We start from the raw sequence: 17115 nt of genomic DNA on the forward strand, positions 1-17115 counted from the left end.
GTCTTCGTCGCATCCGAGTCCCGCCCGGCCCGACCATGAACCATCGTGAACGCCTTCTCGAACTGCAGTCGGTGCTGCAGCAGCACCAGTCGCTATGGCGGCCGCAGCCGTTTCACGTCCGGCGCCCCGAATGGTGCGCACAGTGGCCGGCGCTGGCCGAAGCGGTGCTCGGGCTCGACGAAGCCGCGCTCGAGCAATTCACCGCCGATCCCGCCGCGTGCCGTGCGTGGCTCACGCCCCGGCTGCCGGCAGCCGGCAGGCTCGAAGCCTTGTGCGACGTGCCGAAACTGGTCCCCCGCGTGCTGCCGCCCGTCGGCACCCGGTTCGACTGGTCGATTCCCGGACGCAAGCGCGAGCAGGTCGAAGCTTTCGCCGCGCACGGGCACGCCGCCCACGCGCCGCTGCTGGAGTGGTGTGCCGGCAAAGGGCACTTGGGAAGGCGCCTCGCGCTCGCCGACCGGGTGGCGGTCCGCTCGCTGGAGCTCGACCCGGCGCTGTGCGAAGCGGCGCAACGCCTCGCCCAGCGCGCGGGCGTCGAGCAGACGGTGCTGTGCGCCGACGCACTCGCGCCGGGATCGCGCGAACACGTCCGCGGCCACGCCGTCGTCGCGCTGCACGCGTGCGGCGAGCTGCACCGGACGCTGGTGCGCTCCGCCGCCGACGACCGCGCGCACAGCTACCGGATCGCGCCCTGCTGCTACCACCTCGGCGCCGACGACGGCTACCGCCCGCTGAGCTCGGAAGCTTCGCTGCCGCTCGACGCCGCGGCGCTGCGCCTCGCGGTGACCGAGACCGTCACCGCCCCGCGCCACGTGCGACAACGTCTCGCACGCGATCAGGCGTGGAAACTCGGCTTCATCGCGTTGCGCAACGCGCTCGAAGGCGAGGCGATCCGCCCTTTCCGCCCGGTGCCCTCACCCTGGCTGTCGGGCGACTTCACCGGCTTCTGCGAAGCCCTGGCGCAGCGCGAGCGCGTGCGCTTGCCGGCCGCGATCGACTGGACGCACTGGCTCGCGAGCGGCGAGCGGCGCCGCGCCGAAGTGCGGCGCTTCGAACTGGTGCGTCACGCGTTCCGGCGCGCGCTGGAGACGTGGCTCGTCATGGATCTCGCGCTGGGGCTCGAAGAGGCCGGGTTCGGCGTCGAGGTCGGCACCTTCTGCGCACGCGCGCTTACGCCGCGAAATCTGATGGTGCTGGCGCGGTCTTGAAGATCGCAACTCACCCGGATACTGGATGCTTATTTCGAGGAAAAGGAATGAATAGTCTGCGATGGGCGCTTTATGCAGCGCTCGCCTGCGTGGCACAAGCTGCAGGGGCGGCAGATCCGGCCGAGTGTCGGCGCATCGACGAAGACGCCGCACGGCTGGCATGCTACGACGAGGCGTTCAGAAGCGCGCAGACGGAGATCGTCTCCGAGCCATACACCGCGATCGACTTTCACGAGCTGTGGGTCAACCTCAGTGGCCACAGGGGAAAAAAGGTCGAGGTCGAAGGCGAGATTTCCAACTTGGCTGCGCCCGGCCTCGTGTCCTTCGGGAAGCAGTTGCCGAGCGCGAACACGATTCAGGTCAAAACCGACCAGCTCGACCGGGAGCTACGCCTGCGGATCCTGGAAACCTGCAACCGCTCTTGCGCGGTGATCGTGAAAGGCGTCGTCTCGACGCGCGGCCAGAATCACATCCTCGCCGATGACATCGTGATCAAGAGAGCGCTGACCCCGCTGGAGCGGCGCGAGCAAGGCCGGCGGTAGTAACGACGGAATTCGCGCCGCGCTCTTCACCTCGGCCGCGGCCCCTTGGTAGCACTGGCCGCTATTCCAATTGTCGGGATAGGCGCAGGGGTAACACAGCCAGGCGCCGGAACGGTTCCGCGCCATGGCACGGATGCAAGGGTCGTGCGGCGGCCGGCAGGCCTTGCACAGGCGGAAAATTCTGCATTGGGGTCATCCCGAACGACTGCCTCGTAATGACGGCCGCGCCATATCCCGCGGAAGGATCCGGGCTGGGTTTCAATCCGGAATTTCCGGCTCGACGAGCCGCGCCAGATGCTCGAGCGACTCCTGCCACCCGAGGTAGCAGAACTCCGGCGGAATCGCCTCCGGGATACCTTCCTGCACGATGTGCACCTCCGTCCCGCAGGCCACCGCGCGCAGGGTGACCGTCATCACCATTTCGCCGGGCAGGCCAGGGTCGTCGAACTTGTCCGTGTGGCGGATGCGTTCGTTCGGAATGAGTTCCAGATAGCTGCCGCCGAAGGATTGACTGTTGCCCGTGCCGAAATTCCTGAACGCCATCCTGAACGTGCCGCCAACCTTGGCATCCAGGTGGTCGACCTTGCAGGTGAAGCCGTTGGGCGGCAGCCATCGGGCGAGCGCTTCCGCATCGAGGAAAGCACGGTAGATCTTCTCGGGTTTTGCGCGCAGCACGCGGTGCAGGTGGACGGTACCGGTAGGCATGTTCTCTCCTTTCGTTGGGGTTGGATTCGGGGCCGTTGCCGCCCCTTCTCATACCTTAGTCGAACGGCAGGAAACCCAAGCGATAGTCACCCGAAATCCTTTGGTGCTCGGGATCACCCGCTCTGCCTCGGCGTGACAAGCCGAGCGGCTCCGGACAGTCATTCCTGTAATGGCTCAAGGGCGACTTCAAGGTTGAACGGCCTTCGACGCGGTCCACCCGGCGTCATCGACCACAGCGGCCGATCGGTCGGCACTGCCGAGAAGGGGGACGACCGCTTTGGGGAAATGTCCGTAAAGCGGAGCTTCCGGCTACGAGCGGTCGATCACCCAATCTCCAGCCCTGACACCAAAAAGGCCGCTTCACGCTGAAACCTGCCAGGTGCTCAATGAGTGCTACTCGGCCTGACCTGCCGTTGGCCTTGTGTTCGGTATCGGGCGGCAATGAGCGGGATACCCGTCGCTCAGCCGCCGCCCATGGTCAATGACCGCTTGCCCGCCCGATGAACTCGAACTTCCGACCCAATGCGGCCATACGCCCCATCGCGAAGCGGTCGTTCAATCCAGTTCCGCGTAGGGGGCAAATGTATTTAAACCACCCTATGTCGCCGCGCTGTCCTGTAATTAGATGCAGTGCTTGAACGCAAACGGACTCATCGTCCCTGCCTTTTTTAGCGAAAACCAGCCTGAAAAGAATTTTTGAGACACTCTTGATGCGTCCCGCGCCCAGGAAAATTTTTTCTCCTTCACTAGCTGCTCCAATGCGTCGTCGCTCAAGGCTAACCGAAGGATCATAAGTGACTTCTTTTCTTGGCCTACAATTTCAGCGCTGTAATTATTGATCTCAAGGGTGGTATCACTGCGTAATACCACGGCGCCGCGGCCAAGCTTAAGTTCGTGGTCTATCTGTCCTGCGAATTGACCAACAGGCACGATGATTTCGAGGAAGCGCTTGTTTGGCTGCCCGCTTGTCAGGGCTGCCGCAGCTACGCATTTGTCGTTGACCACTTGAAAATAGCGTTGACAATCAATCACTTGGCATACCCCTGTTCACAATCGGTGTTTTTGTGTAGCTTCCTGTCTTTTTGGGCGACCGATGGACATAGGGAAGCTGGCCGACATGGTGGAGGTTTTCGAGGGTCTCGAGGACTGGCGCAACGCGCAACAGACGCGGCACCGCTTGAGCGAACTGCTCACCGTGGCGGTGTGTGCAGTACTCAGCGGGGCGGACGACTTCGAGGAAGTTTCGCAGTGGGGCCAAGCCAAGCTGCCGTGGCTGCGCGGCTTTCTGCGGCTCGACTATGGGGTGGCTTCGCCCGACACCTTCGAGCGGGTGTTCGCGCTGCTCGACCCGAAGCAGTTCGAGCAGGCCTTTCGCACGTGGGTGGGTCGCATTATTCCGGCGCTCGGCCAGGACCAGGTTGTCGCCATCGATGGCAAGTCGAGCCGACGCACGACGAGCAAGGCGGCCGCCGCGCCGCTGCATCTGGTCAGCGCCTTTGCCGCCAACGTGGGCGTGGTGCTGGGCCAGACGGCGACGGCGGAGAAGTCCAACGAGATCACGGCGATTCCCGAACTGCTCAAGGTGCTCGACATCAACGGCTGCATCGTCACCATCGATGCGATGGGCACGCAGACCAAGATCGCGCGCGCCATCCGTGAGCGAGGCGCCCACTACGTGCTGTGCGTGAAAGACAACCACCCGAAGCTGCTCGACTCGATCATGTTCGCCGACATCGATCCGCGCGGTCCGCTGACACCGAGTTCGACGCATGAAACCACGAGCACCGGCCATGGACGGACCGAAGTGCGCCGCTGCACGGCGTATGACGCGACCGATCGGCTCCACAAAGCCGCGGCCTGGAAGGATGTGGCCAGCTTTGCCGTCGTCGAGCGCGTGCGTACGGTGGGCGAGCGCACCAGCACGGAGCGCGCCTACTACATCAGCAGTCTGCCGGCCGATGCCGAGCGCATTGCGCTGGCGATCAGAAGTCACTGGGAAGTCGAGAATCGTCTGCACTGGTGCCTGGATGTTCAGTTCGGTGACGACTACGCGCGCGGGCGCATCGGTCACATTGCCCATAACCTGGCGCTGGTGCGCCACATGGCGCTCAATCTCATCCGGCTCGACAAGTCCATCAAGACCAGCATCAAGACCAAACGACTGCTGGCCGCGACGTCCGATGAGTTTCGGGCCGCACTGCTCGGCTTCGAGGTGCCTGATGAGGATGATGATGAGGACGACGATTCATGATGAATGCGTAGCTGCGGGAGCCCTGGCCCGCTTGTGCATAGCAGACGGGCTCTTTGAATTGAGCCGGAATCATCCTGTATCTGCTCAACCTGCGCGACTAGGCCATTTGCGATTGGAACGAGAGACCACTCAGCCATCGGAGGCGTAATATCAGTAACAACTCGCATTGCCTCAAGAGCATTACGATCCAGAACAGCAATGTCTTCATGAGGGGCAGCCATCGCTGCAACGGTCACGAGCAGCGGATTCACGTCCATTTCGATCACATAGGCGACCAGCAACCCTGTCAGGAACTGACTCGTCGATAAGTCCAGCGAACTGAGTGTTTTGGCAAGGGGTGCCACAACGGCATCCGCGTTGAAGTGCTGGTGCACTCCATAGCGGCTTGTTGCATCCACCCAACGGCGCTCGCCACCGAGGAAAGCATAAGCGCACGCTGAGTAGCAATGGCCCGGTTCTACATCTTTGAGATGGGGCGCTTCCTTAATCTGTGCCGACACGGTACGTCCAATGGTCGTGGTGCATCCATGCTTTCGCAATGCGTAGCCTAGTCTAATGCCCTCCGTTAGCAACCCGCCGGGCGAATGCATGACCACCAACCGGCACATTTTGTCGTTGCGCTGCTGGACGAAGCGTTCGAATCGCTCAGCGGTTCCCTCCGTTATCTCGCCCGTAGCCGCAATCCACGCGCAACTACTGCAGTTTCCACCATTGTTAGCATCGTAAAAAACCATCTGACCGGCCGGTTCCACGGCGGATGCAGGTGCGATCGTTGCTCCAACAATCGTCGTGAGAGCCACAAGAACGAGGTGGAAATTCGTCATTTTGAGTTTTTGGTTATGACAAATGATCTGTTGTAGGTCTAAATCGGCTTTCTCAGTATCTCTTTTGGTAGTCCGCCTCAATGACAGCGAGCTCGGCTAGTTGATCCAAGACAGCCGTCGCATTTGTTAGCAGTGACTCGGTTCTGCTTGGATTGCTCCAGCCAGCACCGCCATGTTTTCCACCGTGGAACAAATTATTCCGCACCGTCTTGACCAGTCGAACAACTTTCGCCAAATCAGATCGGTAGTCCGATAGCTCTGTGACTCGCCATGTCAGCTGACTGTTTTCCCCCACCACTTGCGTCTCAGGAGGCGCTCGTAGCAACTCAATTGCGTTGCGAGAGGGGCTATATCCTTCACTCCACTTCGCTACAAACTCATCCCAGCCTGGTTCAGCTTTTTTGCCTACATCATGAGACCTTAAGTAGCCGTTCTCTTTAAGTGCAAATTCGAACCGGGAAAACCAATAAAAGAACTCGAATGCCCTGATCGATAATTCATTTGCGATTTCGTCTCTGCGCATTATCATCCTGGCAGTCTAGAGATTCTGTCCCCTCGAACGGCTGCTATCTTCGCATCCGTCAGGCCGGGCTCGACCCACAGCCGCTCTACCCTCAATGGGAAAGCGGACGCTCAACGACCAAGATCAGCCGTGCCGGCAGGCACCCGCTGGAGCGACGACAGGGGCGCAGGTGGTTCAGATTCAGTGCATTTACCAACACCGATCCGAGACATTGCGCCCCAACCAAATTCCGGCGGACACGATTTCGACTACAATAATGCGATCACAAATTTTGCAGATAGCATTCGTCATAGTCAATCGACCCTGCTGTTATTAGGAGCCCCTCGGCGTCGACCGTTGCGAAACTCATTTCGAGTGAATAACCTTTGGCGCGCGGTAAGAGCTTCAAGGATGTGAGGTATCGATAGGCCTTTGTTTGGTGAGTCGCCGTATGAAAGGTAAAGTGCACACCCCCTAAGCGGCCCACAGGCAAATTCTTGCTCGAAATTACTCGATCTTCATCTGTTTCGATCTTCCCATCCGGGCTATGCCCCTTCGTAACGAGCTTTGCTCCATCCCAGTTGATTCGAATTGGATCATCGACGCTCTTGGCAGGACCAACAACTAATTGGTTACAGGTCACAGCAAAAGGTGGCGGCGGCTCGGCTCGAGCACCCGCTGCCCCAAACATCAGCGGAATAAGGACTGAAAGGGCGTAGGTTTTCGTGGCAAGTGAGTCACTCCGCATAGTACAATACTCCGTCATGTTTGTTGGCTCGATGGAGGGGTTGGGGCGAGACGACCACTGACTGCTCACTTCGAATTGCGCGCAACAAGGTCTCGAGCCTTCATCGTTGGCAGCACCGATGAATGAAGAGAGCCGTCGTACCCGTTGCCCGATAGGCCGGCAGATAGCCTGCGCTCCTTACTTACCAGACCGTCACGCTCAAGCCGATTGAGCAAGGCCATCATTTCGTAGTGCGATACTTGGAAATGCTTCGTACATTGTTCCGTCGTGGGCGGCGCAATGTATCGCGACTTTGTTGCTGCCTTCTTGTGAAGGTACTCATCGGCCCAGACAACAAGTTGCCGCAGAATGCGGCTTTCTTGATGACTGAATCCCGGAAGAGGAAAGGCAAACGCCTCTTTGCTTTTCATGGTCGTTGTAAGGAAGATAACGTATCGCGTGACGCCCAACGTTCGACATGAGCGACGCCCGATGGAGGTGTTGGGCGTCATTGCACTTGATGCCTAACTTGCGTGACCGGACTGAACCTACCCGGACTTCTTTAACTTAAGCAGCGCCGAAACAGCAACTTGCGTGCATTCAGCGAGGGTTTGCGCAAAGTCTGGGTGCTCTGCGGCGAGTTGTTTGAGTAGAACTCGTAAGTCTTCAAGACCTACGCTGACCTGGATTTGCGTATCGCCACCGCCCTTTGACGGAAGCATGAAGCTGAATCGAAGGCCCTCGGCGCCGGTATGGCAGGAGACATCCTGGGTGCCACCAGACCAGTACGAGGACGTTACGCCACCGCGTTTGACTGCCGAGTGTTTTAGCTGCATTTGCGCTTCCTCATCGGTTCTCGTGTGACGCCCAAAATTGCTTTAGGGAGACTGCATTGCTGCATAACATGGGCAGCGTTCGATAACATCAAACCGCACAAGCCTCATGCCTTCTACGAAAATCGGCACTTAACATCATAGGTGACGCTTCTCGCCCCGAGCAACAGATCGCGAAAGCCGGCGGCGCCACAAACGCGAGCAGCATACCGTATATAGATGTGGAATGCCCGCTAGACGCGGCAAACTCTCACTGACTGTTCCTAGCCCGGCTGAGACCTCGGGAAGGCGATGGCCAGCATCTGGAGCACTCGCAGAGCAGCTCGTCGTCGGCGGAAGCCGCCTCTGTCGGGCGAACGACGGCTTATGAACCCGAGATCCACCTCAACGTCGGCTTAGCGGAAAAATCGTCACCGGCAGGTCCTGGCCGGCAGCACGAGTTGGCGGCTCTCCCTGTAAGCGGTCGGACGCTCGGGGGGGAACAATCAGGCTCCGATCAACAGCAAAGGAGTCTGACATGGAATCCTACGAGCGTCGGGAGCCCTGGAACAAGGGAAAGCTGGTGGGTCAGAAGGCGCCGCTCAAGCCCAAGGACATCTGGGCGATCCGCATCCACCTACAGAACGCGCATCAAGTGCGGGATCTGGCGCTGTTCAACCTCGCCATCGACAGCAAACTACGCGGATGTGACCTCGTCGCCCTGCGCGTTCGTGACGTGACGCATGGCAACCAAGTGCTGTCCCGCACGGCGGTCGTCCAGAAAAAGACGCAGCGGCCGGTCCAGTTCGAACTGACTGAGCCGACGCGAGCTGCAGTGGCGACATGGATCGAGAGGGCAAAGCTAAAGCCGGAGGACTTCCTCTTTCCCAGCAGGCTGCACCGTTCGCCGCACGTCTCCACCCGCCAGTATGCGAGGATCGTCGAACAATGGGTGACAGCGGCCGGCCTGGATCCATCCGCCTACGGCACGCATTCCATGCGACGGACGAAGGCGACCCTGATCTACAAGCGGACGAAGAACTTGCGGGCGGTTCAACTCCTACTGGGTCATTCCAAGCTGGAGTCCACAGTCCGATATCTTGGCATCGAGGTCGACGATGCCCTGGAGATCTCTGAGCAGATCGAAATCTGACCGTGGTTCGGCTGCTCGCCGAAAACCACTGAAGCGACGAGCGGCCGCTAACCGCCGGGAGGGTAGGATCGGCCAACGTCAGCCAGTCGCCCATCAGGCATAGCCGCCATTCAACCGGCGGCTCCACTCTGAAACCTATCGGGTAGCCGACTAAAATTCACCGGCCGACGCCGCGACTTGGCTATTACGCATCATCTAGCAGGTATTTCACCCCAGATGGACACTCGGGGCTACCTGGAAAGGTCCATGCGACTCACATTGATGTTCGCACGGTCGAATGAACCTCATTCAATCTTCATGCCATAATGAAGCGATGGACGTACAAGAGTATTTTGGGGGAGGCAGAGGCGTGTACGAGCTGATCAAGCAGCAGATTGATTCGTCGGAATATTTTCGGCAGAGGTTTTCTAACGACGGCCAACGGTTCGTCGCTTGGTATCTGCGAAACATCCTTTTTCGCGACATGAACGAGACTCGCGACGATATCACCGATGGCGGAAACGATAAACAGATTGACGCCATCGTTATTGACGATGACAGATCGCTCGTTCACATTGTCCAAGGAAAGTTCATCCAGGGCGGCGTAGTGGACGCCGAACCGTTGCGCGAAGTCTTGTCGGCTTGGCTGCAGATCAAGGACTTGGCTCGCCTGCAAAACGTCGCTAATGCAAAGCTGCAAAGGAAACTCGCAGAACTCGCCGCGGCGCTGGATGAGGACTACGAGGTTTCCTTCGAGCTCATTACTACCGGAGTCCTTACGGACGCGGCCAAGCATGACTTGGAAGCGTTTCAACAGGAGCTTGCTCGACTCAGCGAAAAAGACGACTTTGACGCAACAATTCATGTCATCGACCCCGACGAGTTGCGGCGACGCTACGAGTACGCGGTCGAGACGGATAACCCGAGCCTCAACTACGATTTGCAGCTTAAGGGCAGCAAATTCATGTTCCACGAGGTCGCTGGGACACCTGTGGTGATCGCTGCGCTGCCACTAAGTGAGTGCGTCAAACTCCCAGGGATTAAGGACGGTACGTTATTTCAGAAGAATGTTCGTCAGAGCTTGGGATCGAGTAACGCGGTCAACAAGGGGATTCGAAGCACAATCCTCGGCGACAAACGCTCGGACTTCTTCTTCTTCCATAACGGAGTCACGGCGCTCTGCAACAAACTGACGTTGGAGGGGGAAACTCTTAGCCTCAAAGGGTTGAGCGTCGTCAATGGATGTCAATCGCTCAACACGATTTTGTCGTGTAGTGAAACGGTTAAGAAGGTCGATGACGCATTCATTCTTTTCCGTTTCTATGAAATCCCGCAACGTGAGCGCGCGGATAAGATTTCGATTTTCACCAACTCTCAGAGTGCGGTGAAGGCGAGAGATCTCCGTAGCAACGATAAGCGGGTGTTGTCGATCAAGAAGGCGTACGAGCTACGTTACCCGAACGGATATTTCAGTACAAAGCGAGGGGAGACTGCGCCGGCAGAGAAAGACGCCGCCTATGTCGTCGACCTCTCTGGATTCGCCAAGAACTTGGTCGCCTGGCACACGCAACGCCCCAACCTCTCATATGGGGAAACGAAGATTTTTGATAAGTACTTCGAGACCCTGTTTAAGAACAAGGACTACCAGCCAGAGAACGTTTTTTCCCTCAGCAGCTGGATGAGCAAGGTGCTCGAAAACTGGGTTACCACCAACCCCCTGAACTTCAATGAGACGTTGCTGGCGATGAAGGCGTACGCACCGTACCATCATCTCTACGCGATAGGTATGTGCTTCTCGATTGCCAACAATCAGTCTGAGCGCGTGCCGAGTCCGAGCAGGTCCTACCAAGCTGCAGCTAAAGCAGGGATGATCGACGAGATTGTGAGGGTTGCGGGCACGAGTCTAAACATGGCTCTCGAAGCGGCCGCGAACGAACCACAACCGGCCAACCGCGTTTTTAGCCCGCAGAACTGGGTTAAGACAAAGGGATGCCTTGCTGGGATCAACGGCGCCATTCGAAACTACTTCAACATGTTGCCCATGATGCCGGGCGGAGCTGAGATCAAGAACAAGCTCAGTGAAGCGACGGCGCTAAAGGTGGAGGACTTCGAATACCGCTGGTCTGCCGATTGACGGCGAGGGATACCCTACTTCAAGCCCAAAGCCATAACCTACGTCGCCGTTGATTAATTTGTTCATGGCTTGGGGCTCCTTTGGCTCAGTTGCATGCCACGCGTAGGTCGCCTGGCTGTTCTTGGAGCGAACTAGCCGTCCGAATGGCGGCTGTGTCGAATCGACGACCGGCTGGTCGCACTCCGCGTTCGGTCTGCAGTCGGGTCCGGCTGTAGCCCGACGTGACAAGCGGTCAATGAGCTCCCTCAGCAGCTGACCGGCAAGTGACCGTCGCATTGCCGCCCGACACGGACCATCAGGCCAACGGCCGGTCAGGCCGAGGGGCCGTCTGTCAATTGCCGCTCTGGGTGACAGCTATGCTCAGGAACCTGCCATCGGACCATCCGAACGTCGAATGACAGCAGTGGATCGAAAGGGTGAGCTCGTCGGAGCACGGAACTGCCGTTCGCCCCGATTTTCGGGTCAATGGCCGCTAGCCGATCGAGACCGGCCCCTTCAGCGTCTGTTCCCGGGCGCTCACCTGATCCCCGTGGCGTTGCCCGCGATGATGACGCGCGCGCTCGTCCGGCCGATGGATGTGAGGAAGCGTCCCAAGGCGGGGCCGAGCGCGGGAGGCTGACCACGTTTACGCCGGACCGGAGCGCCCTGCGGAATTTGCACCCGCCCGCAATCTTTACAATCCGCAGCCGGCTGCGCCCCTCGCCGCGCTGCTTTCCGGCGTCCTCTGCGGCATTCCCGCAGGGAACGTTTCTTGCCCACGCCTCCTTCGTGAGCCCGCACCCGACCGACACGGCTGGCCGGGCGAGGCCGGCTTCGTCGCGGTAATCCCCGGCGCGACGGTGTCGACGGTGCCCACTTCACGAAGCCGGGGGCGTTGTTCCTGTCGTCGCAGCGGCCGGCAAGGAGGACTGGAATGAGAAACCATGTGAGTCGCGTCACGTCGGCAATCCGGGGGTTCGGTCTCGGGATGCTGGCGATGTATCTATTCGATCCCGATGTCGGCAGGCGCCGGCGCGCGTTTGTCGTCGATCAGTTCGAGAGCGCGCGCAACCGGCTGACCCACTTCGCCGACACCGCGTACCGCGACGCGGTCAACCGCAGCTACGGCATCGCGGCCCGGTTACGTCCGGGTACGGGCCGGTTGCAGCCGGTGACGGCACATCAGGTCGAGGAGCGCGTGCGTGCCCGCATCGGCAGGGTGGTGCGCAATTCACACGCGCTCAGGGTGCAGGCGCGCGACGACGGCACGGTGGTGCTGTCCGGGCCGGTGCTCGCGAACGAGGTGAACCGCCTGATGAGCGCGGTATGGTCGGTGCGCGGCGTCACGGGGATCGAGGACCAGTTACAGGTACACGAGCAGCCGGGGAACGTTTCCGCGCTGCAGGGGGCGCTTGCGCACGAAGGGCGCCGTGGCGCGGGAATGGCCGAGAGCTGGCCGCCCTCGATCCGGCTGCTCGCGGGGGTCGCGGGCGGCGCACTCGCGCTGGCCGGGCTGTCGCGCAACCGTCCGCTCGGCATGCTGCAGGCGCTGCTCGGCGGCGCGCTCGTCACGCGCGCGCTGGCAAACCGCAAGCTCGGCGAGGTCACGGGCATGTCGGGGCCACGCAACGTGCATATCGACAAGGAAATGTTCATCGCTGCCCCGCCCGAACGCGTCTTCGACTTCTGGCAGCACCAGGAGGATTTTCCGCAGTTCATGCGCAACGTCGAGGAAGTGCGGCCGACCGGCGAGGACTGCTGGCACTGGAAAGTCGCCGGCCCGTTCGGTCCGGTCGAATGGGACGCCCGGATCACCGAGCGCGAACAGAACCGCCGCCTCGCCTGGCACACGGTCCAGGGCGCACCGGTCGAGAGCGAAGGGCGCGTCGACTTCGAACCCGCCGGCGAAGGCACGCGGCTGCGGGTGTCGATGGACTACGCGCCCGCCGCCGGGGCGATCGGCCATGCGGCAGCGCGGCTGCTCAGGCGCGATGCGAAGACCGAGATCGATGAGGACCTGATGCGCGTGAAGTCCTTCCTCGAAACGGGCGTCGCCGCGCGCGATGCCTCGGCCAGACGTGCGGCCGAAGATGCTCAACGGCTGCACTGAGCCGGAGCCGGGCCGGTCGTCACCGGCTTTCGGCCTGCGGAAAAACTACGGCCGCCCCGGGGCGGCCGCTTTGTGCAGGGACGGCCGAAACTGGATTGGTTGATCGGAAACCCTGTTCGACCAAGGTTCATCCTCACGTGTCGCTTATCGCAAAAATATCCCTGCTGTGCCCTCCGGGTTGGACGGAAAGTAGAAGTGCAGGTAACTGGCCGTCAGGCGCGAGACGCGGTAGATCGCCTCGCCCGGCCGGCCCTTGAATCGCGCCGCCAGCGGGGTGCCGTGGGCGAGCGGCGCGAGCGGCGTCGCCGCCTTCGAGTAGTGGAAGGTATGGCCGGCGAAGCGGCCCTCGGGCAATTCGACGAGTTGCGTGCCGAGCGCCGACAGGCGGTCCTGCATGGCGACCTCGCCGGGAAGCAGTCCGCCCATCGCATGGGCGTGGCCCGCCTTGTCGCGCAGGGTCTCGAACAGGCTCATCATGCCGCCGCATTCGGCGAGCACCGGGCGGCCGGCCGCGACATGCCGGGCCAGCGCCTGCCACAGGGGACGACGCGACGACAGTTCGGCCGCGTGTAGTTCCGGGTAGCCGCCGGGCAACCAGATCGCGTCGCAGGTCGGCAGGGTATCGCCGGCCAGCGGCGAGAAAAATTCCAACCGGGCGCCAAGGGCGCGCAGGCAGTCGAGGTTGGCCGGATAGATGAAGCTGAAGGCGGCGTCGCGCGCAATCGCCAGCGTTTTTCCGGCCAGCAACGGGGCCACCCCCGGCGGGGTGACGGCGGGAAAGTCGACTGCCGGTGGCAGCTCGGCGGCGCCGGTGGCAGCGAGATGGTCGGCGATGCGGTCGAGGCGATGACCGAGGTCGGCGATCTCGATCGCCTGCAGCAGGCCGAGGTGGCGCTCCGGCAAGGCCGCCCCGGCGTCCTTCGGGATCGCGCCGTAGAAACGCATCCCGGCCGGCAGGCTGGTGCGCAGCAGCTCGCCGTGGCCGGCGCTGCCGACGTGGTTGGCGAGCACGCCGGAGAACGGCAGACCGGGCTGGAAGGTAGCGAGGCCGTGGGCGAGCGCGCCAAAGGTCTGCGCCATCGCGGCGGCGTCGATCACCGCCACCACCGGCACGCCGAAACGGCGCGCGATGTCGGCGCCCGAGGGCTGGCCGTCGAACAGACCCATCACGCCCTCGATCAGGATCAGCTCGGCGCCTGCGGCCGCTTCGGCCAGCCGCCACGCCGCGTCGGCCTCGCCGCACATGCCGAGGTCGAGGTTGTAGCAGGGCTGGCCGCTGGCGAAGGCGTGGATCTGCGGATCGAGAAAGTCGGGGCCGCACTTGAAGATGCGCACCGTCCGGCCCTGGCGGACGTGCAGGCGCGCGAGCGCGGCGGTGACAGTGGTCTTGCCCTGGCCCGAGGCCGGCGCGGCGATGAAGAGTGCGGGACAACTCGGCATGGTGATTCCGTTCAGAACTCGACACCGGGCATCGCCGGCACCCCGGCCTGGAAGGCGTGTTTGACCGCCGCGATCTCGCTCACCGTGTCGGCGGCCGCGACCAGCGCCGGCGGCGCCGCGCGGCCGGTCAGGATGACGTGCTGCATGGGCGGTCGGTCCTTGAGCGCGGCAATGACGGCGTCGAGGTCGAGCCAGCCGTATTTGAAAGCGTAGGTGATCTCGTCGAGGATCAGCAGGTCGATCACCGGGTCGGCCAGATAGGCCCGCGCCTGCGCCCAGGCGGCCTGCGCGGCGGCCGCGTCGCGTGCCTTGTCCTGCGTTTCCCAAGTGAAGCCTTCGCCCATGACGTGCCAGCGCACCTGCGGGTGGACGCGGAAAAACTCCTCCTCGCCGGTGTCCGAACGCGCCTTGACGAACTGCACCACGGCCGCCCGCTGGCCGTGTCCGAGTGCGCGCGCCAGTACGCCAAAGGCGGCCGAGGACTTGCCCTTGCCGTTGCCGGTGTGGAGCACCACCACGCCGCGTGCTCCCTGCGCGGCGGCGATGCGTGCGTCGATCACCTGCTTTTTGCGCGCCATGCGCTGGCGGTGGCGTTGATCGGCTTCATCCATCACGTTTCATATCCCCCTGTTGTAATTGTTACCGGTCGGCTACCACCATGCTCTTGCCGGCGTCGGAGGTGCAGCCCTGCACCATCAGCGCGGACGGTCATGCCGTCCCCCCGGAATCCTTGCACGCCGCCGGACCGGCCAGCGCACGAATCGCCGCTTCAAGGCGTTGCCAGTCGCGCTCCGCCCCCGGCAGGCCGAAGCGCAAGCCTCGGCAATCGGGGGCCACGAAATGGCGAACCAGGATGCCCTGGCGCGCCAGCGCAGCGGCGACCGATTCCGCCACCGGGGTGGGCAGCCAGACGAACAGCGGATGCACGCGCCGCGTGCCCTCCGGATCGAGCGGCGCGAGCAGCCGGGCGAGGCGTGCGCTGGCTTCGACCAGCGTGCGCCGCATGACGGCCTGCCAGGCCGTATCGGCCAGCGCCCGGCGCGCCAACGTGCGTGCCGGCCCGCACAGGGGCCAGGGGCCGGCCACCTCGCGCAGCGCGGCGAGGAGGTCCGGCCGGGCAGCGACGAAGCCGACGCGGGCGCCGGCGAGGCCGAAGAACTTGCCGAGCGAACGGAGGACGATCAGGTGCGGCAGGCGATCGCCGGCCAGTGTGATCACCGAATCGTCGGGCGTCGCGTCGATGAAGGCTTCGTCGACCACCAGATGGCCCCCACGCGCCTGCAGGCGTTCGGCGACGTCGATCAGGACCGCCGGCGCGATACAGCCGGCATCGGGATTGTTCGGCTGGCAAATCACGAGCGTATCGACCGTGTCCGCGACGGCGGGCAGCGCCGCGGCCGCAAAGCGGATCACCTCATGGCCGGCGCGCTGCCAGTGATGCGGGTGTTCGGCGTAGGTCGGCGCCAGCACGCCGACGCGACCGCGCGGCAGCAGGAAAGGCAGGCCCTGGATCGCCGGCTGCGAGCCGGCCAGCGCCACCAGCCGCGCGGTGCCGTAGTACGCCGCCGCGGCGTCGAGCAGGCCGTCGTCGTCTTCGGGCAGACGCAGCCAGTCCTCGGGCGCGATGGCCGGCACCGGATAACCGTGCGGACTGATACCGGTCGACAGGTCCAGCCAGTCGGCCTCCGGGATTGCGTAACGCCTGGCCGCAGCGCGACGCCGCCCGCCGTGTTCAAGCATGGAGCGCTCCCCAGACCAGCGCCGGCACGAAGCCGGCGAGCAGCCACAGGCCGATGCCGCGCCGAACCAGCGTCAGTGCACGTCGGATGTCGGCTGCCGTCGGCGCCGGTCCGACGCCCAGCGCCGGGCGTGCCTCGCGCTGCCCGTGATACACCGCCGCGCCACCCAGACTCACCCCGAGGCTGCCGGCGCCAGCGGCCATCACCGGGCCGGCGTTCGGACTGTCCCAGAGCGGCGCCTGGGCGCGCCAGCAGGCCAGCGCCTGCCCCCCGCGGCCGAGCACCGCGTAGGTCAGCGCGCAAAGGCGAGCCGGCAAGTAACCCAGCAGGTCGTCGACACGCGCCGCCGCCCGGCCGAAGTGAAGGTAGCGCTCGTTGCGGTAGCCCCACATCGCGTCGAGCGTATTGGCGAGGCGGAAGAGCAAGGCGCCCGGGCCGCCCAGCAAGGCGAACCAGAACAGCGCGCCGAACACCGCGTCGCTGCCGTTTTCCAGCGTCGATTCGACGGCGGCGCGGGCAACCGCCGGCTCGTCGAGCGCCGTGGTGTCGCGCGAGACGATGCGGCCCACGGCCTCGCGTGCGGCGGGCAGCTCGCCGGCGTCGAGTGCGGCGGCGATGGGCACCACGTGTTCGCGCAGGCTCTCTGCGCCGAGCGCGAAGTAGAGCAGGACGACATCGAGCGGCACCACCAGCCAGGCCGGCGCGATATTGCGCAGCCACAGCGCGAGGCCGGCAAAAGGCAGGACGGCCAGCGCCCAGGCGGCGATGCCGGCACTTTTTTGCCAGTTGTGCCGGGTCGGGAAGCGGCGCAACGCCGCTTCGATCCCTTGCGCCAGCCGGCCGAAACCGACCAGCGGATGAAAGCGGCGCGGTTCGCCGAACAGGCGGTCGAGCCCGACGGCGACGAGGGCGCAGAGCGGCAGCTGCAGCAATGGCAACAATTCGACCGCGGCCATCAGGAGCTCGGGATCGCCGCGTCCGGCACCGACCAGATAGACGGTCCCCGTGGT

Annotated in this window: 17 protein-coding genes; 7 read left to right on the top strand and 10 right to left on the bottom strand. The window is 62.9% G+C overall.

Annotated elements, in window-relative coordinates:
• The first annotated feature begins 35 nt into the window (after positions 1–35).
• Positions 36–1208 carry a methyltransferase gene (locus tag pbN1_RS06755; protein ID WP_169202635.1) on the top strand — a complete coding sequence of 391 codons (1173 nt, stop codon included), beginning with the start codon at positions 36–38 and terminating at the stop codon, positions 1206–1208.
• Positions 1205–1750, top strand: a complete 546-nt coding sequence (locus pbN1_RS06760) for a hypothetical protein (protein WP_169202634.1) — start codon at positions 1205–1207, stop codon at positions 1748–1750. The genes pbN1_RS06755 and pbN1_RS06760 overlap by 4 nt, the downstream gene beginning before the upstream one ends.
• 258 nt (positions 1751–2008) lie before the next feature.
• Here pbN1_RS06760 and pbN1_RS06765 read toward each other — a convergent pair whose 3' ends face one another.
• Positions 2009–2455 carry an SRPBCC family protein gene (locus tag pbN1_RS06765; RefSeq protein ID WP_169202633.1) on the bottom strand — a complete coding sequence of 149 codons (447 nt, stop codon included), beginning with the start codon at positions 2453–2455 and terminating at the stop codon, positions 2009–2011.
• A gap of 621 nt (positions 2456–3076) precedes the next feature.
• Positions 3077–3487, bottom strand: a complete 411-nt coding sequence (locus tag pbN1_RS06770) for a hypothetical protein (protein ID WP_169202632.1) — start codon at positions 3485–3487, stop codon at positions 3077–3079.
• 61 nt (positions 3488–3548) lie between these two features.
• On the opposite strand from pbN1_RS06770, the gene pbN1_RS06775 reads away from it, so the two are divergent.
• Together pbN1_RS06775 and pbN1_RS06780 are read left to right on the top strand one after the other, a co-directional pair.
• Positions 3549–4706 (top strand): ISAs1 family transposase, encoded by a 1158-nt coding sequence (locus pbN1_RS06775; protein ID WP_169202631.1) that lies wholly within the window; start codon positions 3549–3551, stop codon positions 4704–4706.
• Between the two features lie 584 nt (positions 4707–5290).
• Positions 5291–5566, top strand: coding sequence for a hypothetical protein (locus pbN1_RS06780; RefSeq protein WP_169202630.1), 276 nt, complete (start codon positions 5291–5293; stop codon positions 5564–5566).
• Between the two features lie 16 nt (positions 5567–5582).
• On the opposite strand, the gene pbN1_RS06785 is transcribed toward pbN1_RS06780, so the two are convergent.
• The 4 genes from pbN1_RS06785 to pbN1_RS06800 form a co-directional block, all read right to left on the bottom strand.
• Positions 5583–6053, bottom strand: a complete 471-nt coding sequence (locus tag pbN1_RS06785) for a hypothetical protein (protein ID WP_169118746.1) — start codon at positions 6051–6053, stop codon at positions 5583–5585.
• A 262-nt stretch (positions 6054–6315) separates the two neighbouring features.
• Positions 6316–6798 carry a hypothetical protein gene (locus pbN1_RS06790; protein WP_169202629.1) on the bottom strand — a complete coding sequence of 161 codons (483 nt, stop codon included), beginning with the start codon at positions 6796–6798 and terminating at the stop codon, positions 6316–6318.
• 47 nt (positions 6799–6845) lie between these two features.
• A complete protein-coding gene (locus pbN1_RS06795; RefSeq protein ID WP_169118748.1) occupies positions 6846–7271 on the bottom strand; it encodes a hypothetical protein in 426 nt (141 codons plus the stop codon).
• A 36-nt stretch (positions 7272–7307) separates the two neighbouring features.
• Positions 7308–7595 (bottom strand): hypothetical protein, encoded by a 288-nt coding sequence (locus pbN1_RS06800; RefSeq protein WP_169118749.1) that lies wholly within the window; start codon positions 7593–7595, stop codon positions 7308–7310.
• Positions 7596–8109: 514 nt separating this feature from the next.
• Between pbN1_RS06800 and pbN1_RS06805 the strand changes: the two genes are divergently transcribed.
• From pbN1_RS06805 to pbN1_RS06815, 3 genes are all read left to right on the top strand, one after another.
• A complete protein-coding gene (locus pbN1_RS06805) occupies positions 8110–8724 on the top strand; it encodes a tyrosine-type recombinase/integrase (RefSeq protein ID WP_169118750.1) in 615 nt (204 codons plus the stop codon).
• A 349-nt stretch (positions 8725–9073) separates the two neighbouring features.
• Positions 9074–10837, top strand: a complete 1764-nt coding sequence (locus pbN1_RS06810; protein ID WP_210147685.1) for an AIPR family protein — start codon at positions 9074–9076, stop codon at positions 10835–10837.
• Between the two features lie 913 nt (positions 10838–11750).
• A complete protein-coding gene (locus tag pbN1_RS06815) occupies positions 11751–12926 on the top strand; it encodes an SRPBCC family protein (RefSeq protein WP_169202628.1) in 1176 nt (391 codons plus the stop codon).
• Positions 12927–13070: 144 nt separating this feature from the next.
• Here pbN1_RS06815 and pbN1_RS06820 read toward each other — a convergent pair whose 3' ends face one another.
• The 4 genes from pbN1_RS06820 to cbiB form a co-directional block, all read right to left on the bottom strand.
• The gene (locus pbN1_RS06820) at positions 13071–14366 is read right to left on the bottom strand and encodes a cobyrinic acid a,c-diamide synthase CobB (RefSeq protein WP_169202627.1); all 1296 of its coding nucleotides are present in this window, start codon (positions 14364–14366) and stop codon (positions 13071–13073) included.
• Positions 14367–14377: 11 nt separating this feature from the next.
• Positions 14378–14977 (bottom strand): cob(I)yrinic acid a,c-diamide adenosyltransferase, encoded by a 600-nt coding sequence (cobO, locus tag pbN1_RS06825; protein WP_169202626.1) that lies wholly within the window; start codon positions 14975–14977, stop codon positions 14378–14380.
• Positions 14978–15074: 97 nt separating this feature from the next.
• A complete protein-coding gene (gene cobD / locus pbN1_RS06830) occupies positions 15075–16106 on the bottom strand; it encodes a threonine-phosphate decarboxylase CobD (RefSeq protein WP_169202625.1) in 1032 nt (343 codons plus the stop codon).
• Positions 16099–17061, bottom strand: a complete 963-nt coding sequence (cbiB, locus tag pbN1_RS06835) for an adenosylcobinamide-phosphate synthase CbiB (protein ID WP_169202645.1) — start codon at positions 17059–17061, stop codon at positions 16099–16101. Before cbiB ends, cobD begins: the two co-directional genes overlap by 8 nt.
• Positions 17062–17115: the final 54 nt, after the last annotated feature.

The sequence above is a fragment of the Aromatoleum bremense genome, from assembly GCF_017894365.1.
GTDB classification, from domain to species: Bacteria; Pseudomonadota; Gammaproteobacteria; order Burkholderiales; family Rhodocyclaceae; genus Aromatoleum; species Aromatoleum bremense.